This window comes from Acidimicrobiia bacterium, assembly GCA_040881685.1.
In the GTDB taxonomy this organism is placed as follows: domain Bacteria; phylum Actinomycetota; class Acidimicrobiia; order IMCC26256; family PALSA-555; genus SHVJ01.
This window is the reverse complement of the sequence record JBBECS010000050.1, coordinates 91973-108734: the sequence shown is the minus strand read 5'-3', so window position 1 is coordinate 108734 and position 16762 is coordinate 91973. Positions and strand designations below refer to the sequence as shown.

Annotated in this window: 16 protein-coding genes; 7 read left to right on the top strand and 9 right to left on the bottom strand. The window is 67.7% G+C overall.

From position 1 onward, the window contains the following. Nucleotides 1-81: 81 nt before the first annotated feature. A complete protein-coding gene (locus tag WEE69_13130; protein ID MEX1146236.1) occupies nt 82-1011 on the top strand; it encodes an ABC transporter ATP-binding protein in 930 nt (309 codons plus the stop codon). Next, complete coding sequence (locus WEE69_13125) at nt 1008-1736, top strand: ABC transporter permease (protein MEX1146235.1); 729 nt, start codon at nt 1008-1010, stop codon at nt 1734-1736. The genes WEE69_13130 and WEE69_13125 overlap by 4 nt, the downstream gene beginning before the upstream one ends. Nucleotides 1737-1745: 9 nt before the next feature. Here WEE69_13125 and WEE69_13120 read toward each other — a convergent pair whose 3' ends face one another. Next, a complete protein-coding gene (locus WEE69_13120; GenBank protein ID MEX1146234.1) occupies nt 1746-2297 on the bottom strand; it encodes a TlpA disulfide reductase family protein in 552 nt (183 codons plus the stop codon). 16 nt (nt 2298-2313) lie between these two features. Next, nucleotides 2314-3243, bottom strand: coding sequence for a heme o synthase (locus tag WEE69_13115; GenBank protein ID MEX1146233.1), 930 nt, complete (start codon nt 3241-3243; stop codon nt 2314-2316). 237 nt (nt 3244-3480) lie between these two features. Between WEE69_13115 and WEE69_13110 the strand changes: the two genes are divergently transcribed. Further along, nucleotides 3481-3813, top strand: coding sequence for a co-chaperone GroES (locus WEE69_13110; GenBank protein ID MEX1146232.1), 333 nt, complete (start codon nt 3481-3483; stop codon nt 3811-3813). A 66-nt stretch (nt 3814-3879) separates the two neighbouring features. Here the strand turns inward: WEE69_13110 and WEE69_13105 are convergent, their stop codons facing one another. Continuing rightward, complete coding sequence (locus tag WEE69_13105; protein ID MEX1146231.1) at nt 3880-4659, bottom strand: hypothetical protein; 780 nt, start codon at nt 4657-4659, stop codon at nt 3880-3882. Between the two features lie 120 nt (nt 4660-4779). Here WEE69_13105 and WEE69_13100 point away from each other — a divergent pair, with 120 nt between their 5' ends. Genes WEE69_13100 through WEE69_13090 form a run of 3 tightly spaced genes read left to right on the top strand, consistent with a single transcriptional unit; the run spans nt 4780 to nt 7378 of the window. Further along, the gene (locus WEE69_13100; GenBank protein MEX1146230.1) at nt 4780-6150 is read left to right on the top strand and encodes an FAD-linked oxidase C-terminal domain-containing protein; all 1371 of its coding nucleotides are present in this window, start codon (nt 4780-4782) and stop codon (nt 6148-6150) included. Beyond that, entirely contained in the window at nt 6141-7178 is a 1038-nt protein-coding gene (locus WEE69_13095; GenBank protein ID MEX1146229.1) for an FAD-binding protein, read from the top strand. Before WEE69_13100 ends, WEE69_13095 begins: the two co-directional genes overlap by 10 nt. Then, complete coding sequence (locus WEE69_13090) at nt 7175-7378, top strand: hypothetical protein (GenBank protein MEX1146228.1); 204 nt, start codon at nt 7175-7177, stop codon at nt 7376-7378. The genes WEE69_13095 and WEE69_13090 overlap by 4 nt, the downstream gene beginning before the upstream one ends. A 5-nt stretch (nt 7379-7383) precedes the next feature. Here WEE69_13090 and WEE69_13085 read toward each other — a convergent pair whose 3' ends face one another. The 4 genes from WEE69_13085 to pgl are packed head-to-tail and all read right to left on the bottom strand — an operon-like array spanning nt 7384 to nt 12443. Then, complete coding sequence (locus WEE69_13085) at nt 7384-8430, bottom strand: TIGR00730 family Rossman fold protein (GenBank protein ID MEX1146227.1); 1047 nt, start codon at nt 8428-8430, stop codon at nt 7384-7386. After that, nucleotides 8427-9428, bottom strand: a complete 1002-nt coding sequence (locus tag WEE69_13080; GenBank protein MEX1146226.1) for an adenosine kinase — start codon at nt 9426-9428, stop codon at nt 8427-8429. Before WEE69_13080 ends, WEE69_13085 begins: the two co-directional genes overlap by 4 nt. Continuing rightward, the gene (cofH, locus tag WEE69_13075) at nt 9428-11779 is read right to left on the bottom strand and encodes a 5-amino-6-(D-ribitylamino)uracil--L-tyrosine 4-hydroxyphenyl transferase CofH (protein MEX1146225.1); all 2352 of its coding nucleotides are present in this window, start codon (nt 11777-11779) and stop codon (nt 9428-9430) included. The genes WEE69_13080 and cofH overlap by 1 nt, the downstream gene beginning before the upstream one ends. A 19-nt stretch (nt 11780-11798) precedes the next feature. Beyond that, entirely contained in the window at nt 11799-12443 is a 645-nt protein-coding gene (gene pgl / locus WEE69_13070) for a 6-phosphogluconolactonase (protein MEX1146224.1), read from the bottom strand. A 19-nt stretch (nt 12444-12462) separates the two neighbouring features. On the opposite strand from pgl, the gene WEE69_13065 reads away from it, so the two are divergent. After that, nucleotides 12463-13530, top strand: coding sequence for a uracil-DNA glycosylase family protein (locus tag WEE69_13065; protein MEX1146223.1), 1068 nt, complete (start codon nt 12463-12465; stop codon nt 13528-13530). Here the strand turns inward: WEE69_13065 and tal are convergent. Next, nucleotides 13523-14617: a transaldolase gene (tal, locus tag WEE69_13060; GenBank protein MEX1146222.1), complete on the bottom strand. Its 1095-nt coding sequence runs from the start codon at nt 14615-14617 to the stop codon at nt 13523-13525. The two genes, WEE69_13065 and tal, sit on opposite strands and share 8 nt — an antisense overlap. 19 nt (nt 14618-14636) lie before the next feature. Then, complete coding sequence (gene tkt, locus WEE69_13055; protein ID MEX1146221.1) at nt 14637-16634, bottom strand: transketolase; 1998 nt, start codon at nt 16632-16634, stop codon at nt 14637-14639. Between the last annotated feature and the right edge of the window lie 128 nt (nt 16635-16762).

Sequence of the window (16762 nt, the reverse complement as noted above, 5' to 3'; positions counted from 1 at the left end):
CCCCATTCTTGTGCGCGCGCGGCGAAGACGTCGTGTCACGCATCGGGGCTGGCGCGGGTGCTCCGATAGGCTCGGCCGCCGATGACATCGGCGTCACCCGCGATCGAGGTCGCCGAGCTCGAGAAGCGCTACGGAGATACCCAGGCCGTGGACGGCATCTCGCTCACCGTCGAAGCCGGTGAGGTGTTTGGTCTCCTCGGTCCGAACGGCGCGGGAAAGACAACGACCGTCGAGATTCTGGAGGGATATCGCCGCGCCGATCGGGGCTCGGTGCGCGTGCTGGGACTCGACCCCATCCACGACGGCTCGCGACTGCGGCCCTTGATCGGCGTGATGCTGCAGGACGGCGGGCTGTACCCGGGTCTCCGACCGCTCGAGGTGCTCCGATCGTTCGCCGCGTTTTACGACAACCCGCGCGATCCTGAGGAGCTCATCCACCTGGTCGGCCTCGACGAGATGCATCGCACGCTCGTCCGCCGACTGTCGGGCGGGCAGCAGCAGCGCCTCGCGCTCGCGCTCGCGCTCGTCGGCCGGCCGGCGCTCCTGTTCCTGGACGAGCCAACCGCAGGGATGGATCCGCACGCTCGCGCGACGACGTGGAAGCTCGTGCGCGAGCTGCGTGACGGCGGAACGACCGTGATGCTCACGACCCACGCGATGGACGAGGCCGAGCACCTCTGTGACCACCTCGCGATCGTCGACCACGGTCGACTGGTCGCAGCCGGAACACCCGCCGAGCTGACCAACCACGCCGTGGGTGAAGCGATCCGCTTCTCCGCGGTTCCCGGCCTCCCGTGCGCCGAGATCGCCGTAGCAGTGGGGGTAACCGCGGAATTGGTCACCGAGACGCGTCCAGGTCAGTACCGGATTGCCGCGGAAGCAACACCGGCGCGGATTGCAGACCTTGCTGTGTGGCTGCGCGATCGCGATGTGTCGCTCGGCGACCTGCGTGCCGGCCAGAGCACGTTGGAGGAGGTGTTCCTCCGCGTCACCGGGGAAGGGCGGACATGAAGGGCGCCGCCGTCATCGCGCAGGCGCGAGTGGAGCTGCTCCTCTCGCTCCGGCGCGCCGAGAGCCTGCTCGTCTCGTTCTTCGTGCCGATCGGGATCCTCGTCTTCTTCGCCAAGGTCGACGCGGTCAACACCACGCTGCGCCGACCCGTCGACTTCCTCGTGCCGGGCGTGCTCGCCCTTGCGGTGATGTCCACCGCGATGGTGAGCTTGGGGATCGCCACCGGCTTCGAGCGGCGTTACGGAGTCCTGAAGCGGCTCGGCTCGACGCCGCTCTCGAGAGGAGGGCTGCTCGCGGCCAAGACGATCGTCGTCTTGCTGATCGAGATCGTCCAAGCCCTCGCGATCGTGGGTGCCGGCCTTGCCCTCGGCTGGGACGCCGAGCGCGGAGTGCTCCTCGCGATGTTGTGGCTGATCGTCGGCACGATCGCGTTCGCCGGGGTCGGGTTGCTCCTCGCCGGCACCCTGCGCGCCGAGGCGAACCTTGCCGTGGCCAACGCGCTGTTCCTCATCTTGCTCTTCCTCGGCGGAATGGCATATCCGCTCGGGCGACTGCCCGATGTGCTCGAGTCCTTCGCAGGGCTGCTTCCGGCGGCCGCCCTCGCCGAGAGTGTGCGTGCCGCGTTGCGAAGTGGCGGGATTCCCTGGGACAGCGCGGGAGTGTTGATCGGTTGGGCAATCATCGCGCCGACGTTGGCCGCGCGCTTCTTCCGCTGGGAGGAGTAGACGGTTCGCTCAGCGGTCGAACAGTCGCGCGATCTCTCTGTTCAGATCTCGTTTCGACGTGAGCCCGAACACATGCGAGACCACGGTCCCGTCCGCAGCGATGAAGAACGTCTCGGGAACGGATCGGACGCCGAAGGCATCGGCCACCACTTCGTCCTCATCGAGAACCAGCGGCCACTCGGCGCCTCGCGCATCGGCGAACTGACGGGCGTCACTCGTGATGTCCTGGACGTTGACCCCGATCACCTCGAGGCCTTCATCGCCGTAGCTGGTCCGCGCTTCTTCGAACAGCGGGAACTCGGTTCGACATGGGCGGCACCAGGATGCCCAGAAGTTCACGATCAGTGGACGCCCGTGAACGGACGCAGAATGGAAGCAGCCGCCAGCGAGCTCAGGGAGCACGAACCGCGGTGCGTCGCGGCCAACCGCTACCAGCTCCCCTTCGGGGACGACGCGCGCCGCGCAGTTCGAGGCGCCTGGTCCGGAATCGTCGCGGCTCACTACCCAGAACGTGACGGCGCCGATGAGCGTGATCACGAGCGCGGCGGTGAACGGGAGCACCCAAGGGCGCCGCGCCTCAGGAGGTGCGGACGAGGGTGTCGACGGCAACGGCCGCGAAGAGCAACGCGAGATAGGTGTTGGAGAAGACGAACATCCGGATCGCGCGCTCCGAGCTGGGATCGCGCAGCAGCCGCAAGGACTCGCGGACCAGCGCGACTCCGAGGAGCGCGGCCGCAACTCCGTAGACGATGCCGCTGGCTGCCACGAGCGGGAGTGCGAGGCTCACCGCAACGACGAAGACGCTGTAGGCGACGATCTGACGCGTCGCCGCTCTCCGGCCCTTGACCACCGGCAGCATCGGGAAGCCGGCTGCTGCGTAGTCGTCGTGGTATCGGAGGGCGAGGGCCCAGAAGTGGGGCGGCGTCCAGCAGAAGACGATGGCGAAGAGGAGCCATGCCGGCGCTCCCACGGTCCCGGTGACCGCGGCCCAGCCGACCAGCACGGGGACGGCGCCCGCGGCGCCGCCGATGACGATGTTCTGCACGCTGCGGGGTTTGAGCCAGATCGTGTAGACGAACACGTAGAACAGCGTGGCCCCGATGGCGAGGGCCGCGGCGAGGAGGCCCGCCGTCGCCCAGAGCAAACCGAAGGCGAGGACCTCGAGCGCGAGTCCGAACACGAGCGCGTGCGTGGCGAGAATCTCTCGGGCGGGCAGCGGGCGGTCCCGGGTGCGACGCATGAGCTGGTCGCGGTCGCGCTCGATCCAGCAGTTGATCGTGTTCGCGCCCCCAGCAGCGAGGCCGCCGCCGGCGAGCACCGCGATGACCAGATCGAGCGACGGGACTCCGTCGGCGGCGAGAACCATCGCCGGAACCGTCGTGACGAGGAGAAGCTCGATCACGCGCGGCTTGGTGAGCCGGACGTACGCACCGAGGGTGCGCTGCAACCGCCGCGCGCGCGAGCGGGCGACGCTCAATGTCGGTGATGGTGCGACGAAGTCGGACACGCGCGCTCCAAGGACGGGACCGGAGCAATGTACCCGAGTGGCCACGGTGCCCACGAAGCAAGCAGCGATCGGTAACCCAAACTTCCGCTCTCGGCGCTACGCCTCCATTGGTCGTCGTCGCGAGCGACGACTCCTGCTTCGGCGGTCGGCACAGCCGCCGCCTACGCGCCAGGCCGCTCGGGCCTCGGTTCCCTGCGTCGCAGGATACCTGCGACGCGATCGGTAACCTTGCCTCCGATGGCTGAGAACGAGGATGACGTCAAACAGTCGATTCGCATGACCGCGGATCGCATCCTCGTCCGTCCGTCGGATGAGATCGGCGAGCGCAAGTCGCGGTCCGGGATCCTGATCCCGGCGACAGCCAACGTCGATCGCCGGCTGGTCTGGGCCTCAGTCGTTGCGGTGGGCCCCACGGTGCGCAATGTCGAAGAAGGCGATCACGTGCTCTTCGCACCTGACAGTGGCTACGAAGTCGAGATCAGGGCCGACGAGTACCTCATCCTCCGTGAGCGTGATGTCCACGCGGTCGCGTCGGTGCGGACCGAAGGGGAGACGGGGCTCTACCTCTAGATCTCGGTCGCTCAGGCGTTCGCTCCCTCGGCGAGCACCTCCGCTGCGCTCCGGTGCCGCGCGGTTTCAGGAGCGCCGGGAGCGGCGTGGCGCGCCGAGCGTGACCTTGGTCTCGGCCGGGTGGTGCACCACGCCGTTGCGCGACGAAACCCTCGTCTCGAGGTATCCCGCGACTTGGCGATACAGCTTGTCGCCCATCATCTTGGTGAGCTCGACACCCAGGCTCCGGTAGACCGGCTCGGCTCCCGTGAACGCCTCGGGTGCTTCGGTGCACCACCAGGCGAAGTCGTCGCCGCCCTCGCCCCATCCCTCGCGCGCGAACTCGGTGAGGGTTGACACAACGGTGCCGTCTTCTTGTTCCTCGTCGATGCGACGGAGCGGGAGCTGCCAACAGACCTCCGGCTTCAATGCGCTGTGGTGCTGGCCGGTGCGCATCGTGTGCAGGTGCAGCGCACAACCGGCGCCAGCCGGGAAGTCGGGTCGATTGAGGAAGACGCATGCATCATCGACCAAGCGCGTGCGCCACTCCTGCTTCCCGTCCTCGTCCTTCCCGCACTTCGCGTACACGCCCTTCTTACGACCGATCGCAGCAAACTGCCATTCGTCATCAGTGAGCTTCTTGGCCGCGCGCGCGACGTGGTCACGGTCCTTCCGGTCCGAGAAATGGGCACCGTACGAGCAGCAACCCTGAACCATCTCCGGCGCACGCTCGGTGAGGACCCCCTGACAGCCACAGCCGTAGATGCATTGCCACGAAGAGAGGAGGAAGGTGACGTCGACCTGCCAACGCCGTCCATCCTCTTTGGGATCATCGAAGGTGACCCACTCGCGGGTCGGACCCGGCATTGCGTCCTCCATCGGTTCCAGGCGTCGGGTCGAGCGTACCCAGCCGATCGGTAGGCTTCGGCCATCGACGAGGACCGCGCGCTGCTCGCCGACCTCCAGGCTGCGCTCGGCGCCGATCGTGTGCGAGCGGAGCCGCTCGAGCTGAGCCTCTACGGACGCGACGCAGGTGTGGATGTCGGCGAGGCCGCCGCCGTGTGCTTCCCGGCGACCGCCGACCAGGTGATCCAGGCAGTGCGTGTCGCGGCCCGCCACGACCGAGCGTTTGTGGCACGCGGGAGCGGTACCGGCCTGGCGGGCGGTGCAACGCCGGTCGGGAGACCGCTCGTCATCGTCACCACGCACCTCAACCAGGTGCTCGAGGTCGATCAGGACCAGCGGCTCGCGTGGGTCGAGCCGGGTGTGTTCAACCTCGACCTGAGCCGCGCCGTGCAGCACCTTGGTCTGCACTATGCGCCCGACCCGTCGTCACAGCAGGCCTGCACGATCGGCGGCAACGTGGCGACGAACGCCGGCGGACCTCATTGCCTCGCTTACGGCGTGACTGCGGCACATGTGCTCGCCCTCGATGTCGTGCTTGCGGACGGCTCGGTCGCCCATCTCGGTGGGGTCGAGCCCGACCAACCCGGCTACGACCTCCGCGGCTGCTTCGTGGGTAGTGAAGGCACAATGGGCTTGGCCACGCGCATCGCCGTGCGACTCACGCCGAATCCACCTGCGGTGCGCACGTTGCTCCTCGATTTCACTTCGATCGAGGACGCGGCTGCGACCGTGAGCGGCGTGATCGCGGCAGGTGTCGTTCCCGCGGCCCTGGAGATGATGGACGCCGAGATCACGCGCGCCGTCGAGGATTTCGTGGGGGCGGGCTACCCGCGCGATGCCGCCGCGGTCCTCCTCGTCGAGCTCGATGGCTTGGAGCATGGTGTCGAAGCCCAAGTGGAGGCGGTCCGTACCGTCGGTCTCGAGCACCGCGCGCGCACCGTCCGGGTGGCAGCCGACGAATCGGAGCGCGCGCTGCTCTGGAAAGGACGGAAGTCGGCCTTCGGGGCGATCGCGAGGATCGCTCCCGACTACTACCTCCACGACGCGGTGGTTCCCCGCACGCGTCTCGTGGACGTGCTCCGCCAGGTGTACGCCATCGCGGCAGAGCAGCGGCTCACGATGATGAACGTGTTTCATGCCGGCGACGGCAATCTTCACCCGCTCATCGTCTTCGACGCGCGAGAGCCGGGTATCTGGACGCGCGTGCATGCGGCCGGCGACGCCATCCTCCAGGCGTGCGTCGACGCCGGCGGTGTGCTGTCTGGTGAGCACGGCATCGGACTCGAGAAGCGCGAGGCGATGCCCATGGTGTTCGACGCCGCCGATCTCGATGCGCAGGCTCGGCTCCGCGACGCATTCGACCCGTCAGGTCGAGCCAACCCCGACAAGATCCTTCCGCGCGGCAGCCGATGCGGTGAGCTCGCGGTCGTCCCGGAGGGCGCGTGGATCTAGACCTCCTTGCCGCAGAGCGTGAGGTGGCGGCCGCCGTCGCCGCGGCCGACGTGGTCGATCCAGTCGGGTCGCGTATCCACCGAGAGGTCGGCGGCCCACCACCGGTCGGGACCGAAGTGCGTGCGCCAGCCGGTGTGGTCGCGTACGACCCCGCCGAGCTCACGGTGACGGTCGGTGCCGGCACCACCGTCGGCGAGCTGACTGCTGTGCTCGGTGAGGCGGGCCAGGAGTGCGCGCTCGACCCGCGCGACCCATCGTCGACGATCGGCGGGACATTGGCGTGCGGTCTGTCGGGTTGGCGACGGCTGCGGTACGGGCCGTTGCGCGACCGCGTCCTCGAAGTTCGCTTCGCCAACGCGGACGGGCAACTCGTGCGTGGAGGGGGACCCACGGTGAAGAACGTCACCGGGTACGACATGCCGCGTCTGCTCGTCGGCTCGCTCGGCACGCTCGGTGTGCTGACCCGCGTCATCCTTCGTTGTCAGCCTCGACCTCCGGAGGTGCGATGGGGTCGGACCGATGAGCCGCCAGACGCGGTTCGGGCGCGTTGCTTCCGGCCGTCCGCAGTGCTGTGGGACGGTGTCACGACCTCGGTGCTGCTCGAAGGCCATCCCGACGACGTCGAGCAACAGCGTGGGGAAGCCGGTGTCGAGCCGCTCGAAGCGCCGCCTCGCCTTCCTGACGGTGAGCACCGGGGGCGCGCCTCGGTCCCGCCAGCACAGATCGGCGCGCTCGGGCGCGCGCTGGGCGCGCTCGGCAACGTCCGTTGGCTGGCGGAGTCGGGAGTCGGCACCGTGCACATTGCCTGCGACGAGGAAGGCGGGCTCGCCGCGGCCAGAAGAGTCGCGGAGTCAACCGGTGGATGGTTGCTGCGTGAGGCAGGTGCTCCAGGCCTCGACGGGTTCGGAGTCGGGTTGCCCAACGCTCAGCTGATGACGCGGATCAAGCACGGGTTCGATCCACGCGGGAAGTTCGCGCCGGGTCGGCTGCCCTTCGCGCTGGATGCGCGCGAGGCTGCTTCGACGTGAGTGACGTCGGCGACACAGGCGATCTGGTGGACACGCTGACGCGTGTCGAAGAGCGGCTGCGCGAACTGGCGTACGAGCGGCTACGGGCTGCGGCCGAAGATGGCGACGAGGAGGCGATCGCGCAGGAGCGGCGCCTCCAGCAGGCCCGCCGGGGCGTGGAACGAGCGCTGAAGGCCCTCGGTCACACGCCCGAATACTGACGGATTCAGCGGTCCCTCTTCTCCTCGTTGACGCGATCGATGAGCGCGCGGAGCCGCGCCCAACCGTGCCGGTTGAACCACAACGCGACCCGCTCGAGCGAAACATGGTCGTCGTCGGCGATCTCCGCGCCTGAGGCGTCGACCCGTTCGATCTCGCCTCGAGCGACGATGTCGGTGAACTCTTCGGTGAGCGCTCGAAGGCGTGCATCGTCGGGCGCGTGTTGCATCCTCAGCACGAGCCGGCCGTCGACGAACCGCTGCGAGTGATAGTTGGCGTAGAATCCGACGATCTCCTCGACCGCCGCGTCTACATCATCGGTGATCAGCACCATGTCGAGATCGTGATCGGATACGTAACCGCGGGCGAGGAGCTCGCGCTCCACGAACGTGCGCCAGTCGGTCCAGTAGGTACCTCTCGGCACGTCCAGCAGGACGATCGGTCCCGGTTGCGCCTTGCCGGTCTGCACGAGGGTCAGCAGCTCGAATGCCTCATCGAGTGTGCCGAAGCCGCCGGGCAGCAGCACGAAGCCGTCGGCTTCCTTGATGAACGCGAGCTTGCGCGTGAAGAAGTAGCGGAAGTTGATGAGCTTCGGGTCGTCCGCTACGAGCTGGGTCGTCGCGGTCTCGAAGGGGAGGCGGATGCTGACGCCAAACGCCCGGTCGGCGCCGGCGCCCTCGATGCCGGCTTCCATGATCCCTGGGCCCGCCCCGGTGATCACCATCCAGTCGCGCCCCGCAATCGCGGCGGCGAAACGGCGCGCCTGGTCGTACAGCGGATCGTCGGGTTGTGTGCGCGCCGAACCGAACATCGCGACCTTCAGGCCCGAGCGGTACGGCTCGAAGACGTGGAAGGTCGAGCGCATCTCTTTGAGTGCGGCATTGGCCATCTTGAGGTCGCCGCGGTCCGCTCGATCACGCGCCAGTCGCAACGTCGAAGCGATGAGCTCGAACACGAGATCGGCATTCTCGGGTTCAGTGCCGGCCCTTTCGACGAGCTCAGCGATCGCCTTGTCGAGCTCGGCATCCCCCGTGCGGTAGCGGGGGAATCTCACCGGAGCAGTGACGCGCCCAAGTCGGCCAGTGACGTCTCTGGCCGCGCGCCCAAGTGCGAGATCACCTCGCTCGCGGCGAGGCTCCCGAGCCGGCCGCAGCGCGCGAGGTCGTAGCCGTGTGTGAAACCAAAGAGGAAGCCGGCCGCGTACTGATCGCCCGCACCGGTGGTGTCGATCACGGCGCCCGCGACCGGATGGACGTCGATCACATGCGTCTCGTCGCCGCTCACGACGACGGAGCCCTTGGCGCTGCGCGTGAGCGCGGCAACTTCGCACTGGTGGTTCACGTGCTGGAGCGCGGTGTCGAAGTCATCGACTTCGTAGAGGGCGCAGATCTCGTGCTCGTTGGCGAAGAGGATGTCGACCTCGTGCTCGACGAGCGTGAGGAAGTCATGTCGGTGACGGTCGACGCAGAAGGAGTCAGAGAGGGTGAGCGCGACACGGCCGCCAGCATCGTGTGCACTTCGGGCGGCGAACCGGAAGGCGTCTTTCGCGGAGGGTTGGTCGAACAGATAGCCCTCTAGGTAGGTCACCTGTGAGGACGCGATCAGGTCATGCCCGACATCCGCGGGTCCGATCTCGGCTGCGGCTCCGAGAAACGTCGTGAGGGTGCGTTCGGCGTCGGGCGTGACGACGATGAGGCAGCGCCCTGTCGAGAGCCCCTCGCGGGCCGCAGGAGTCTCGAAGCGCACCCCTGCGGCCCTGATGTCGTGGGCGAAGACATCGCCGAGCTCGTCGTCGCGAACGCGACCCACGAAGGCCGTCTGTCCACCGAAGGACGCGATGCCGACCATCGTGTTGGCGGCCGAGCCGCCGGAGATCTCCGTTGCCGGGCCCATGTCGTCGTACAGCGCGTGAGCTCGGGCGCCGTCGGCGAGCGACATGCCGCCCTTTACGAGGCCGTGCTCCTCGAGGAACTGGTCGCTCTCGTGGCTCAGCACGTCGACGAGGGCGTTCCCGATCCCGACGACGTCGAGCGAACGAGTCGGTGCTGTCATCAGGCAAGTACGCCGGTGACGCTCGTCACCGGGATCGGTACCGACTCGCGGGCGCGCAAACGTCGACCCAAGGTCTGGGTGCGACCGTAGAGGGTGGTGCGCTGTTCGAGGTGTCGACCGATCGGCTCGACGATCGATCGCAGATCGGAATCGTCGATCTCTTGTCCGTGACTCGCGCCCGCCGCGCGCGAGATGTTCTCGTCCATCAGCGTGCCCCCGAGATCGTTGCAGCCTGCAACGAGCGCCTGCCGCGCCCCACCAATCCCGACCTTGACCCAGGAGACCTGCACGTTGTCGATCCAACCTCGGTACGCGATGCGGCCGACCGCATGCACGAGCAGCACCTCGCGGAAGGTCGGACCGCGGCGAGCACGCTTCTGGAGATAGATCGGCGTAGCCATGTGTACGAACGGGAGCGGAACGAACTCGGTGAACCCTCCGGTCTGCTTCTGCACGGCACGCGTCCGCACCATGTGCCGCGCTACGTGGACGGGTCGTTCGACCGTGCCGAACATGATCGTGATGTTCGAGCGGAGCCCGATCGAGTGCGCGACCCGATGGACTTCGAGCCACTCTTCGGTCGTGACCTTGTCCGGGCAGATCACGGCGCGCACCTCGTCGTCGAGGATCTCGGCCGCGGTGCCCGGCAGGCTGGCCAAGCCTGCGTCCTTGAGCACGAGGAGGTAGTCGCGGAGCGGCATGCCCAGACGACGAGCGCCCTCGGTGACCTCCAAAGCAGTGAAACCATGCACATGGATGGTCGGTGCGACCTCTTTCACAGCGCGCGCCACGTCGACGTAGTAGTCGCCGTCGAAGTCGGGGTGGATGCCGCCTTGGAGACACACCTCGGTTGCCCCGTGGTCGACTGCCTCCACGACTCGGCGCTGGATCTCTTCGAGCTCCAGGAGGTACGGCGCACCTCGTAGGTTGAGCGAGAGCGGACCCTTGGAGAACGCGCAGAATCGGCACTTGAACGTGCACACGTTCGTGTAGTTGACGTTCCGGTTGCGCACGAACGTCACGGCGTCGCCGACGGCATCGAAACGCAGCTGATCAGCGACCTCCGCGACCCGCGTCACCTCGGAGCCGCGAGCGCTGAGCAACGTCACGATCTCGTCGACATCGACTTCCTCACCGTTGAGCACGCCCGCGAGCACTTCGCCGACCGGTCCACCCGCCCGCGTCGGGATCGGTGCCGGGAGGACGTGTGGTGGTGACTCATCGCCTCCGGCTACCCACATGCCGTCGCGTGCCAGCGCTTCTGAGTCGGAGGCGCGGATCACCGCGGCAACGGTGTCGGCGTGGAGCCAGCGCTCTGCGGTAGTGGCGTACTCGGGATAGATGGTGAGGCGCGGGGCGAGCACCTTGCCCGCGGCCTCGGTTGCATGCCGGAGCCGATCGAGAGCAGGCCATGGTCGCTCGGGGTTCACGTGGTCGGGTGTGACCGGTGAGACGCCACCCCAGTCGTCGATGCCCGCTTCGATCAGCCGGCCGAGATCATCTGCGAGGTTCGGAGGCGCCTGGAGGTGCATCGCCGCACCGAGCACGAGCCGTGCCGCGGCCACGGTCCAGATCATCTCATCGGGATCGCACGCGGGGTGGCGGTGCATCGCCGTCCCCGCCTTAGGCAGGAAGTTCTGGATGATGACCTCTTGCACGTGTCCGTGGCGCTCGTGCGACTCGCGGATCGCGAGCAGGGCGTCGAGGCGCTCGTCACGTGTCTCGCCGATGCCGACGAGGATCCCGGTGGTGAACGGCACGCCCGCGAGTCCGGCCGCCTCGAGCGTCGCGAGCCGGCGTTCGGGCGTCTTGTCAGGCGCACCGTGGTGCGGGCCTCCGGATTCGGCGAGACGCGCGGCGAGGGTCTCGAGCATCATCCCTTGTGACGGGCTGATCTCCCGAAGCAGCTCCAGCTCCGATCGCGTGAGCGCGCCCGCGTTGGCGTGCGGAAGCAGACCGGTCTCGTCGAGGACGGCACGAGCAGCAACCGCGAGGTAGTCGACGGTGGATGAGTAGCCGTGCCCATCGAGCCAGGCACGCGCCGCGGGGTAGCGGTCTTCGGGTGCTTCACCGAGCGTGAACAATGCCTCGTGACAGCCGAGGTCGGCCCCACTGCGTGCGATCGCGAGCACCTCGTCGATCGAAAGGTACGGCGACGCGAGCCGAGCCGGTGGCTTGGCGAAGGTGCAGTAGCCGCACCGATCGCGGCAGAGCATCGTGAGCGGGATGAAGACCTTGGGCGAGAACGTGATGCGATCGCCGTGACCGGCGTCGCGAAGTCGTGCAGCGTCGGGGAACAGCTCGGCAGGGGACGCGTGCGTGAGGTGGAGCGCGTCGAGACGGCTCAACATGCCCGTGAGACTAGAGCCCTCAAGAGTCGGCGACGACCGCATCATCGACGAGCCAGACGATGCGCTCGGCCCTCACCCTCGCCGCCGGGACGGGCTCGTCGCGACGAACCCGGGAGAACGCGTCGCGCTTCTCGGGGCCGGACACCGTGAAGACGACGAGCCGAGATCGTGCAATCGCCGGGAAGGTGAACGTCAGCCTCCGGTGTGGATGAAGCTCGTCTCCGGTCGCGACGACCAGGCGTGCGGACTCGTCGAGTGCGGGGGACCCTGGGAAGAGCGACGCGGTGTGGGCATCCTCGCCGAGGCCGAGATGCACGACGTCGAGTGTGGGCAAGCCCTGAAGTAGCTCGTCGTACGCCAAAGCCGCTGTCTCCGGCGTCGTCCCCGCCTCTCGCATCGAGTGCACCTCGTGTGGTCCCACCTGATCGAGGAAGCTGACGCGGGCCATGCCTTCGTTCGAGTCGGGATCACCGAGCGGAACCCACCGCTCGTCGCCGAAGAGCACATCGACCTTGGCCCAGTCCAGGTCCGCGGTGACGAGGAGCTCGTAGGAGCGACGAGCCGTGTCGCCGCCTGACAGTGCGAGCGAGCGCGGTGCCTCGGCGACGAGGAGCGCGGCGAATGCCTGCGCGACATCGGGAACCACCTCGATCGTGCCCTCCACGTGGGCGATGATACGGCCGGTGGATCGAGACACCGTCGACGTGTACGAGCAACGAGCGCAGGAGTGGCGCGATCGTCGGCCAGCGCGCTTTCCGGAGCGCGCGCGAGCGTTGGGCGAAGAGGTGAGGCGCGGGGCCGCGCGGATCGATGTCGGCTGTGGAGCCGGTCTCCACCTCGAGCATCTCGGGAATCCGGTCGTGGCGCTGGACGCGGCGTACGCCATGGTTGCGCTCGCTCGGGACGCGGCACCTGATGCACTCCCGATGCAAGCCGATCTCGAGGCACTTCCGTTCCGGCGAGGCAGCGTCGGGGGCTCATGGGCGCGGGCGAGCTATCTCCATGTGCGCCGGGCGCGCCTCCCGTACGCCCTCATGGAGCTGCATCGCGCGCTCGAGGTGAGCGCCCCCGCCGCGTTCACGTTCCGACCCGGATCGAACGAAGGCGAGATCCCCGACGACGAGTTCGCAGGGCGACTCTTCGCCGAATGGGACACGGAGCCGTTGCGCGACGTCGTGGTCGGTGCCGGCTTCACGGTCGACGAGATGGTGCTCGAAGGCGAATGGATCAACGTGCACGCGACACGAGCACGAACCCTCCCTGACTTTGTCCGGCCAGACATGGAGTTGTTGGTCTGTGGCCTGAATCCGAGCGAATACGCGGCGGATGTCGGTGTCGGCTTCGCCCGGCCCGGCAACCGCTTCTGGCCCGCGGCGTTGGCTGCCGGACTGGTCTCTCGTGACCGTGAGCCCGCGCACGCGCTCAGCGAGCACGGGATGGGGATGACGGACCTCGTGAAGCGGGCCACGAAGTCGGCCGACGCGCTGTCCAAGGCCGACTACATCGACGGCGTTGCCCGCGTCGAGCGCCTCGTCCGATGGCTTCAGCCGAACGCGGTGTGCTTCGTCGGCTTCGCCGGCTGGCGCGCGGCGATCGACCCGAAGGCGAAGGCGGGGGAGCAGAGGCAAGGCTTCGGTCACCGACCGGTCTACGTCATGCCCAACCCGAGCGGGATCAACGCCAACGCAACCCTCGACGACATCACCGAGCACTTGCGCGCCGCGGCGGCGCTTGCGACACGCTCTACGTAACTTCTGCGCGCTTCTTCTCGAGGGTGTTGAAGGCGTCGTGGAAGCTGGCTGAGAACGACGCAACGCCTTCGCGCTCGAGGGTGGCCGTTACGTCGTCGAAGTCAACCCCGGCATCCGCAAGCGCGTCGATGACCTGGTGCGCGCTGGCGACGTCGTGCTCGACGGTGTCGGCGCGCAGTGTGGCCTTGCCTTCGTGGAGCGCGTCGACCGACGCCTGCGCGAGCGTGTTCACGGTGTGTTTCCCGATGAGCTCGTCGACGTAGAGCGTCGGGGGATAGTCCGGGTTCTTCGTCGAGGTCGATGCCCAAAGTGGACGCTGCAGTCGGGCGCCCTTCGTGGCGAGTGCCTCCCAGCGCTCACCGGCGAACGACTCAGTGAACAACCGGTAGGCGAGCTTGGCGTTGGCGACTGCGGTCTTGCCGCGCAGCTCGTGACCCTCTGGGAGGCGTCGGTCGGTCTCGGTGTCGACGCGGCTCACGAAGAAGGAGGCCACCGACGACACGCGGGCGAGATCGCCATTCGCTGCCGCCAACTGCTCGAGACCAGTCAGGTAGGCGTCGATCACCTCAGCGTGGCGTTGCAACGCGAAGATGAGGGTGACGTTCACGTTGATCCCCTCGGCGATCGTGGCCGTGATCGCAGGAAGCCCTTCCTTGGTCGCTGGGACCTTGATCATCACGTTGGGTCGCCCGAGATCCTCGAACAGCTCCTTGGCCTGTGCGCAGGTGCCGCCGGTGTCGTGCGCCAGGTCGGGCGACACCTCCAGCGAGACGAATCCATCGGCGGCGCCCGAGGCTTCGTACACCGGCCGGAGCAGGTCGGCCGCGCTCGCGACGTCTTCGGTGACGAGACGCCAATACGACTCCTCGATCCCCAGACCGTCCTTCGCACACGTCGCCAAGCCTTCGTCGTAGACGTCACCTGTGCCCATCGCCTTCTCGAAGATCGTGGGATTCGACGTGACGCCCCGGATGCCGTCGTCCTTGAAGAGCTTGGCGAGCCCTCCGTCCTGCAGCAGCTCGCGCGTGAGGTTGTCGTACCAGGGGCTCTGGCCGAAGTCGTTGAGCGCAGCGATGTTCGACGCCATTTGCTCGTCCTTCCCTGAGTCAGCGGCCGAGCAGCGCCCGGGCGCGCTGCACGACATGCTCGGCGGTGAAGCCGAAATGAGTCATCGCGGTTGCTCCCGGTGCCGACGTACCGAAGTGGTCGATGCCGATCACGTCGTTGGCGTATCGGTCCCAGCCGAGGGTGGCTCCGGCCTCGACGGCCAGCGTCGGCACACCTGGCGGCAGCACGCGACCACGCTCGTCGCGTGATCGCGCCTCGAACAGCTCCCACGACGGCATCGACACGACGCGACAGGAGATGCCATCTGCCGTGAGTGCCTCGCGCGCGTCGACGCACAACGAGACCTCTGATCCGCTCGCGACGAGCACCAGGTCGGGCGCGCCGCCGGTCTCGTCGACCAGCTTGTACCCGCCAGCCGCCACGCCGGCGGCACAACGCTCGGCAGTCCCCTCGAGCACGGGGAGCTTCTGGCGCGTGAGGATGATCGCGGTCGGTCCGTCGCCCTCGAGATGCACTCGCCACGCTTGCGCGACCTCGTTCGCATCGGCCGGTCGGATGACCCGAAGACCGGGCATCGCTCGCAGTGACGCGAGGTGCTCGACCGGCTGATGAGTCGGACCGTCTTCGCCGAGGCCGATCGAATCGTGTGACCACACGAATGCGGACTTGTACCCGGAGAGCGCCGCAAGCCGAACCGCGGGGCGCATGTAGTCGGAGAAGCAGAAGAACGTGCCGCCCACGGGGACGGTGTGGCTGACGGCCATGCCGTTCATCACGCTGCCCATGCCGTGCTCGCGAACACCCCAGTGCACTTGTCGACCACCGAAGTCGTGTGTCGCGATGACCGGTGCGTCCTTGAGCTCGGTTCCGGTGTTGCCCGTGAGGTCGGCACCTCCCGACACGATGCCCGGAACGACGTCGAGGATCGCCCCGAGCACGTCCGAGCACGCAGACCGCGTGGCCACCTGTTCGCCCGCCGGCCAGCTCGGGAGCTTCGCTTCCCACCCCGGCAGCCCGCGGGACCCAAGACACGCCTCGTACTCCTCTGCAAGATTGGCTTCGGAGTCGCGCAGGGCAGCCCGCCGCTGTTCCCACTCCTCACGCGCCGTGCGACCACGAGTGCCGGCATCGCGATAGAACGCGATCACATCGTCGGGAGCGAAGAACGGCTCGTCGACCGGAAGTCCGAGGATCTCCTTGACCGCGCACACCTCGTCCTCGCCGAGCGGGTTTCCGTGGGCGAACTCGCTGTCGGTGTACTTCGGTGAAGGCCAGCCTATGTGGCTGCGCAAGATCACGAGACTCGGGCGATCGTCCTCGGCGATGGCATCGCGCAAGCCGGCTTCGATGGCGTCGACATCGTTGGCAACCTCACCCAGCTGCACGATGTGCCAGCCGTATCCCTCGAAGCGCTTCGGTACGTCGTCCGTGTACGAGAGCTCGGTGGGACCGTCGATCGAGATGTGGTTGTCGTCGTACACGTAGACGAGCCGACCGAGGCCGAGGTGACCAGCCAGGGACGCGGCTTCGTGGCTCACGCCCTCTTCGAGGTCTCCGTCCGAGCAGATGGTGAACACGTGGTGGTCGGTGACCTCAGGACCGAATCGCGCGCGCAGGTTGGCCTCGGCGAGTGCGATCCCCACCCCGTTGCCGAACCCTTGGCCAAGGGGCCCCGTCGTCACTTCGACACCGGGCGTGTGCCGGTACTCCGGATGACCAGGAGTGCGCGAGCCGAGCTGGCGGAACGCGCGCAGGTCGTCAAGCTCGAGCCCGAAGCCGGTCACGTACAACATCGCGTAGAGCAGCATCGATGCGTGTCCGGCCGAGAGCACGAAGCGGTCGCGGTCAGGCCACTCGGGCGCACCTGCGTCGTAGCGCATCACGCGTGTGAACAGCACGTGGGCGAGCGGGGCAAGTGCGAGGGGTGTGCCCGGGTGCCCAGAGTTGGCCTGCTGTACCGCGTCGATCGCCAGCCCGCGGACCACGTTGATCCCGCGTTGCTCGAGCTCGCTGACCGCCACCCGTTCCTCCTTCATGGTCGCGTTCGCTCGGGGCCGGGTTACCCGGCCCCGTCCCGTTGGGAGCGCTCGGCTGCTCCGATCTCCACTATGGCGCGGCAAGCGAATCGTGGCGTGCCATATGAGCTGGAGTACCCGAAGATTGG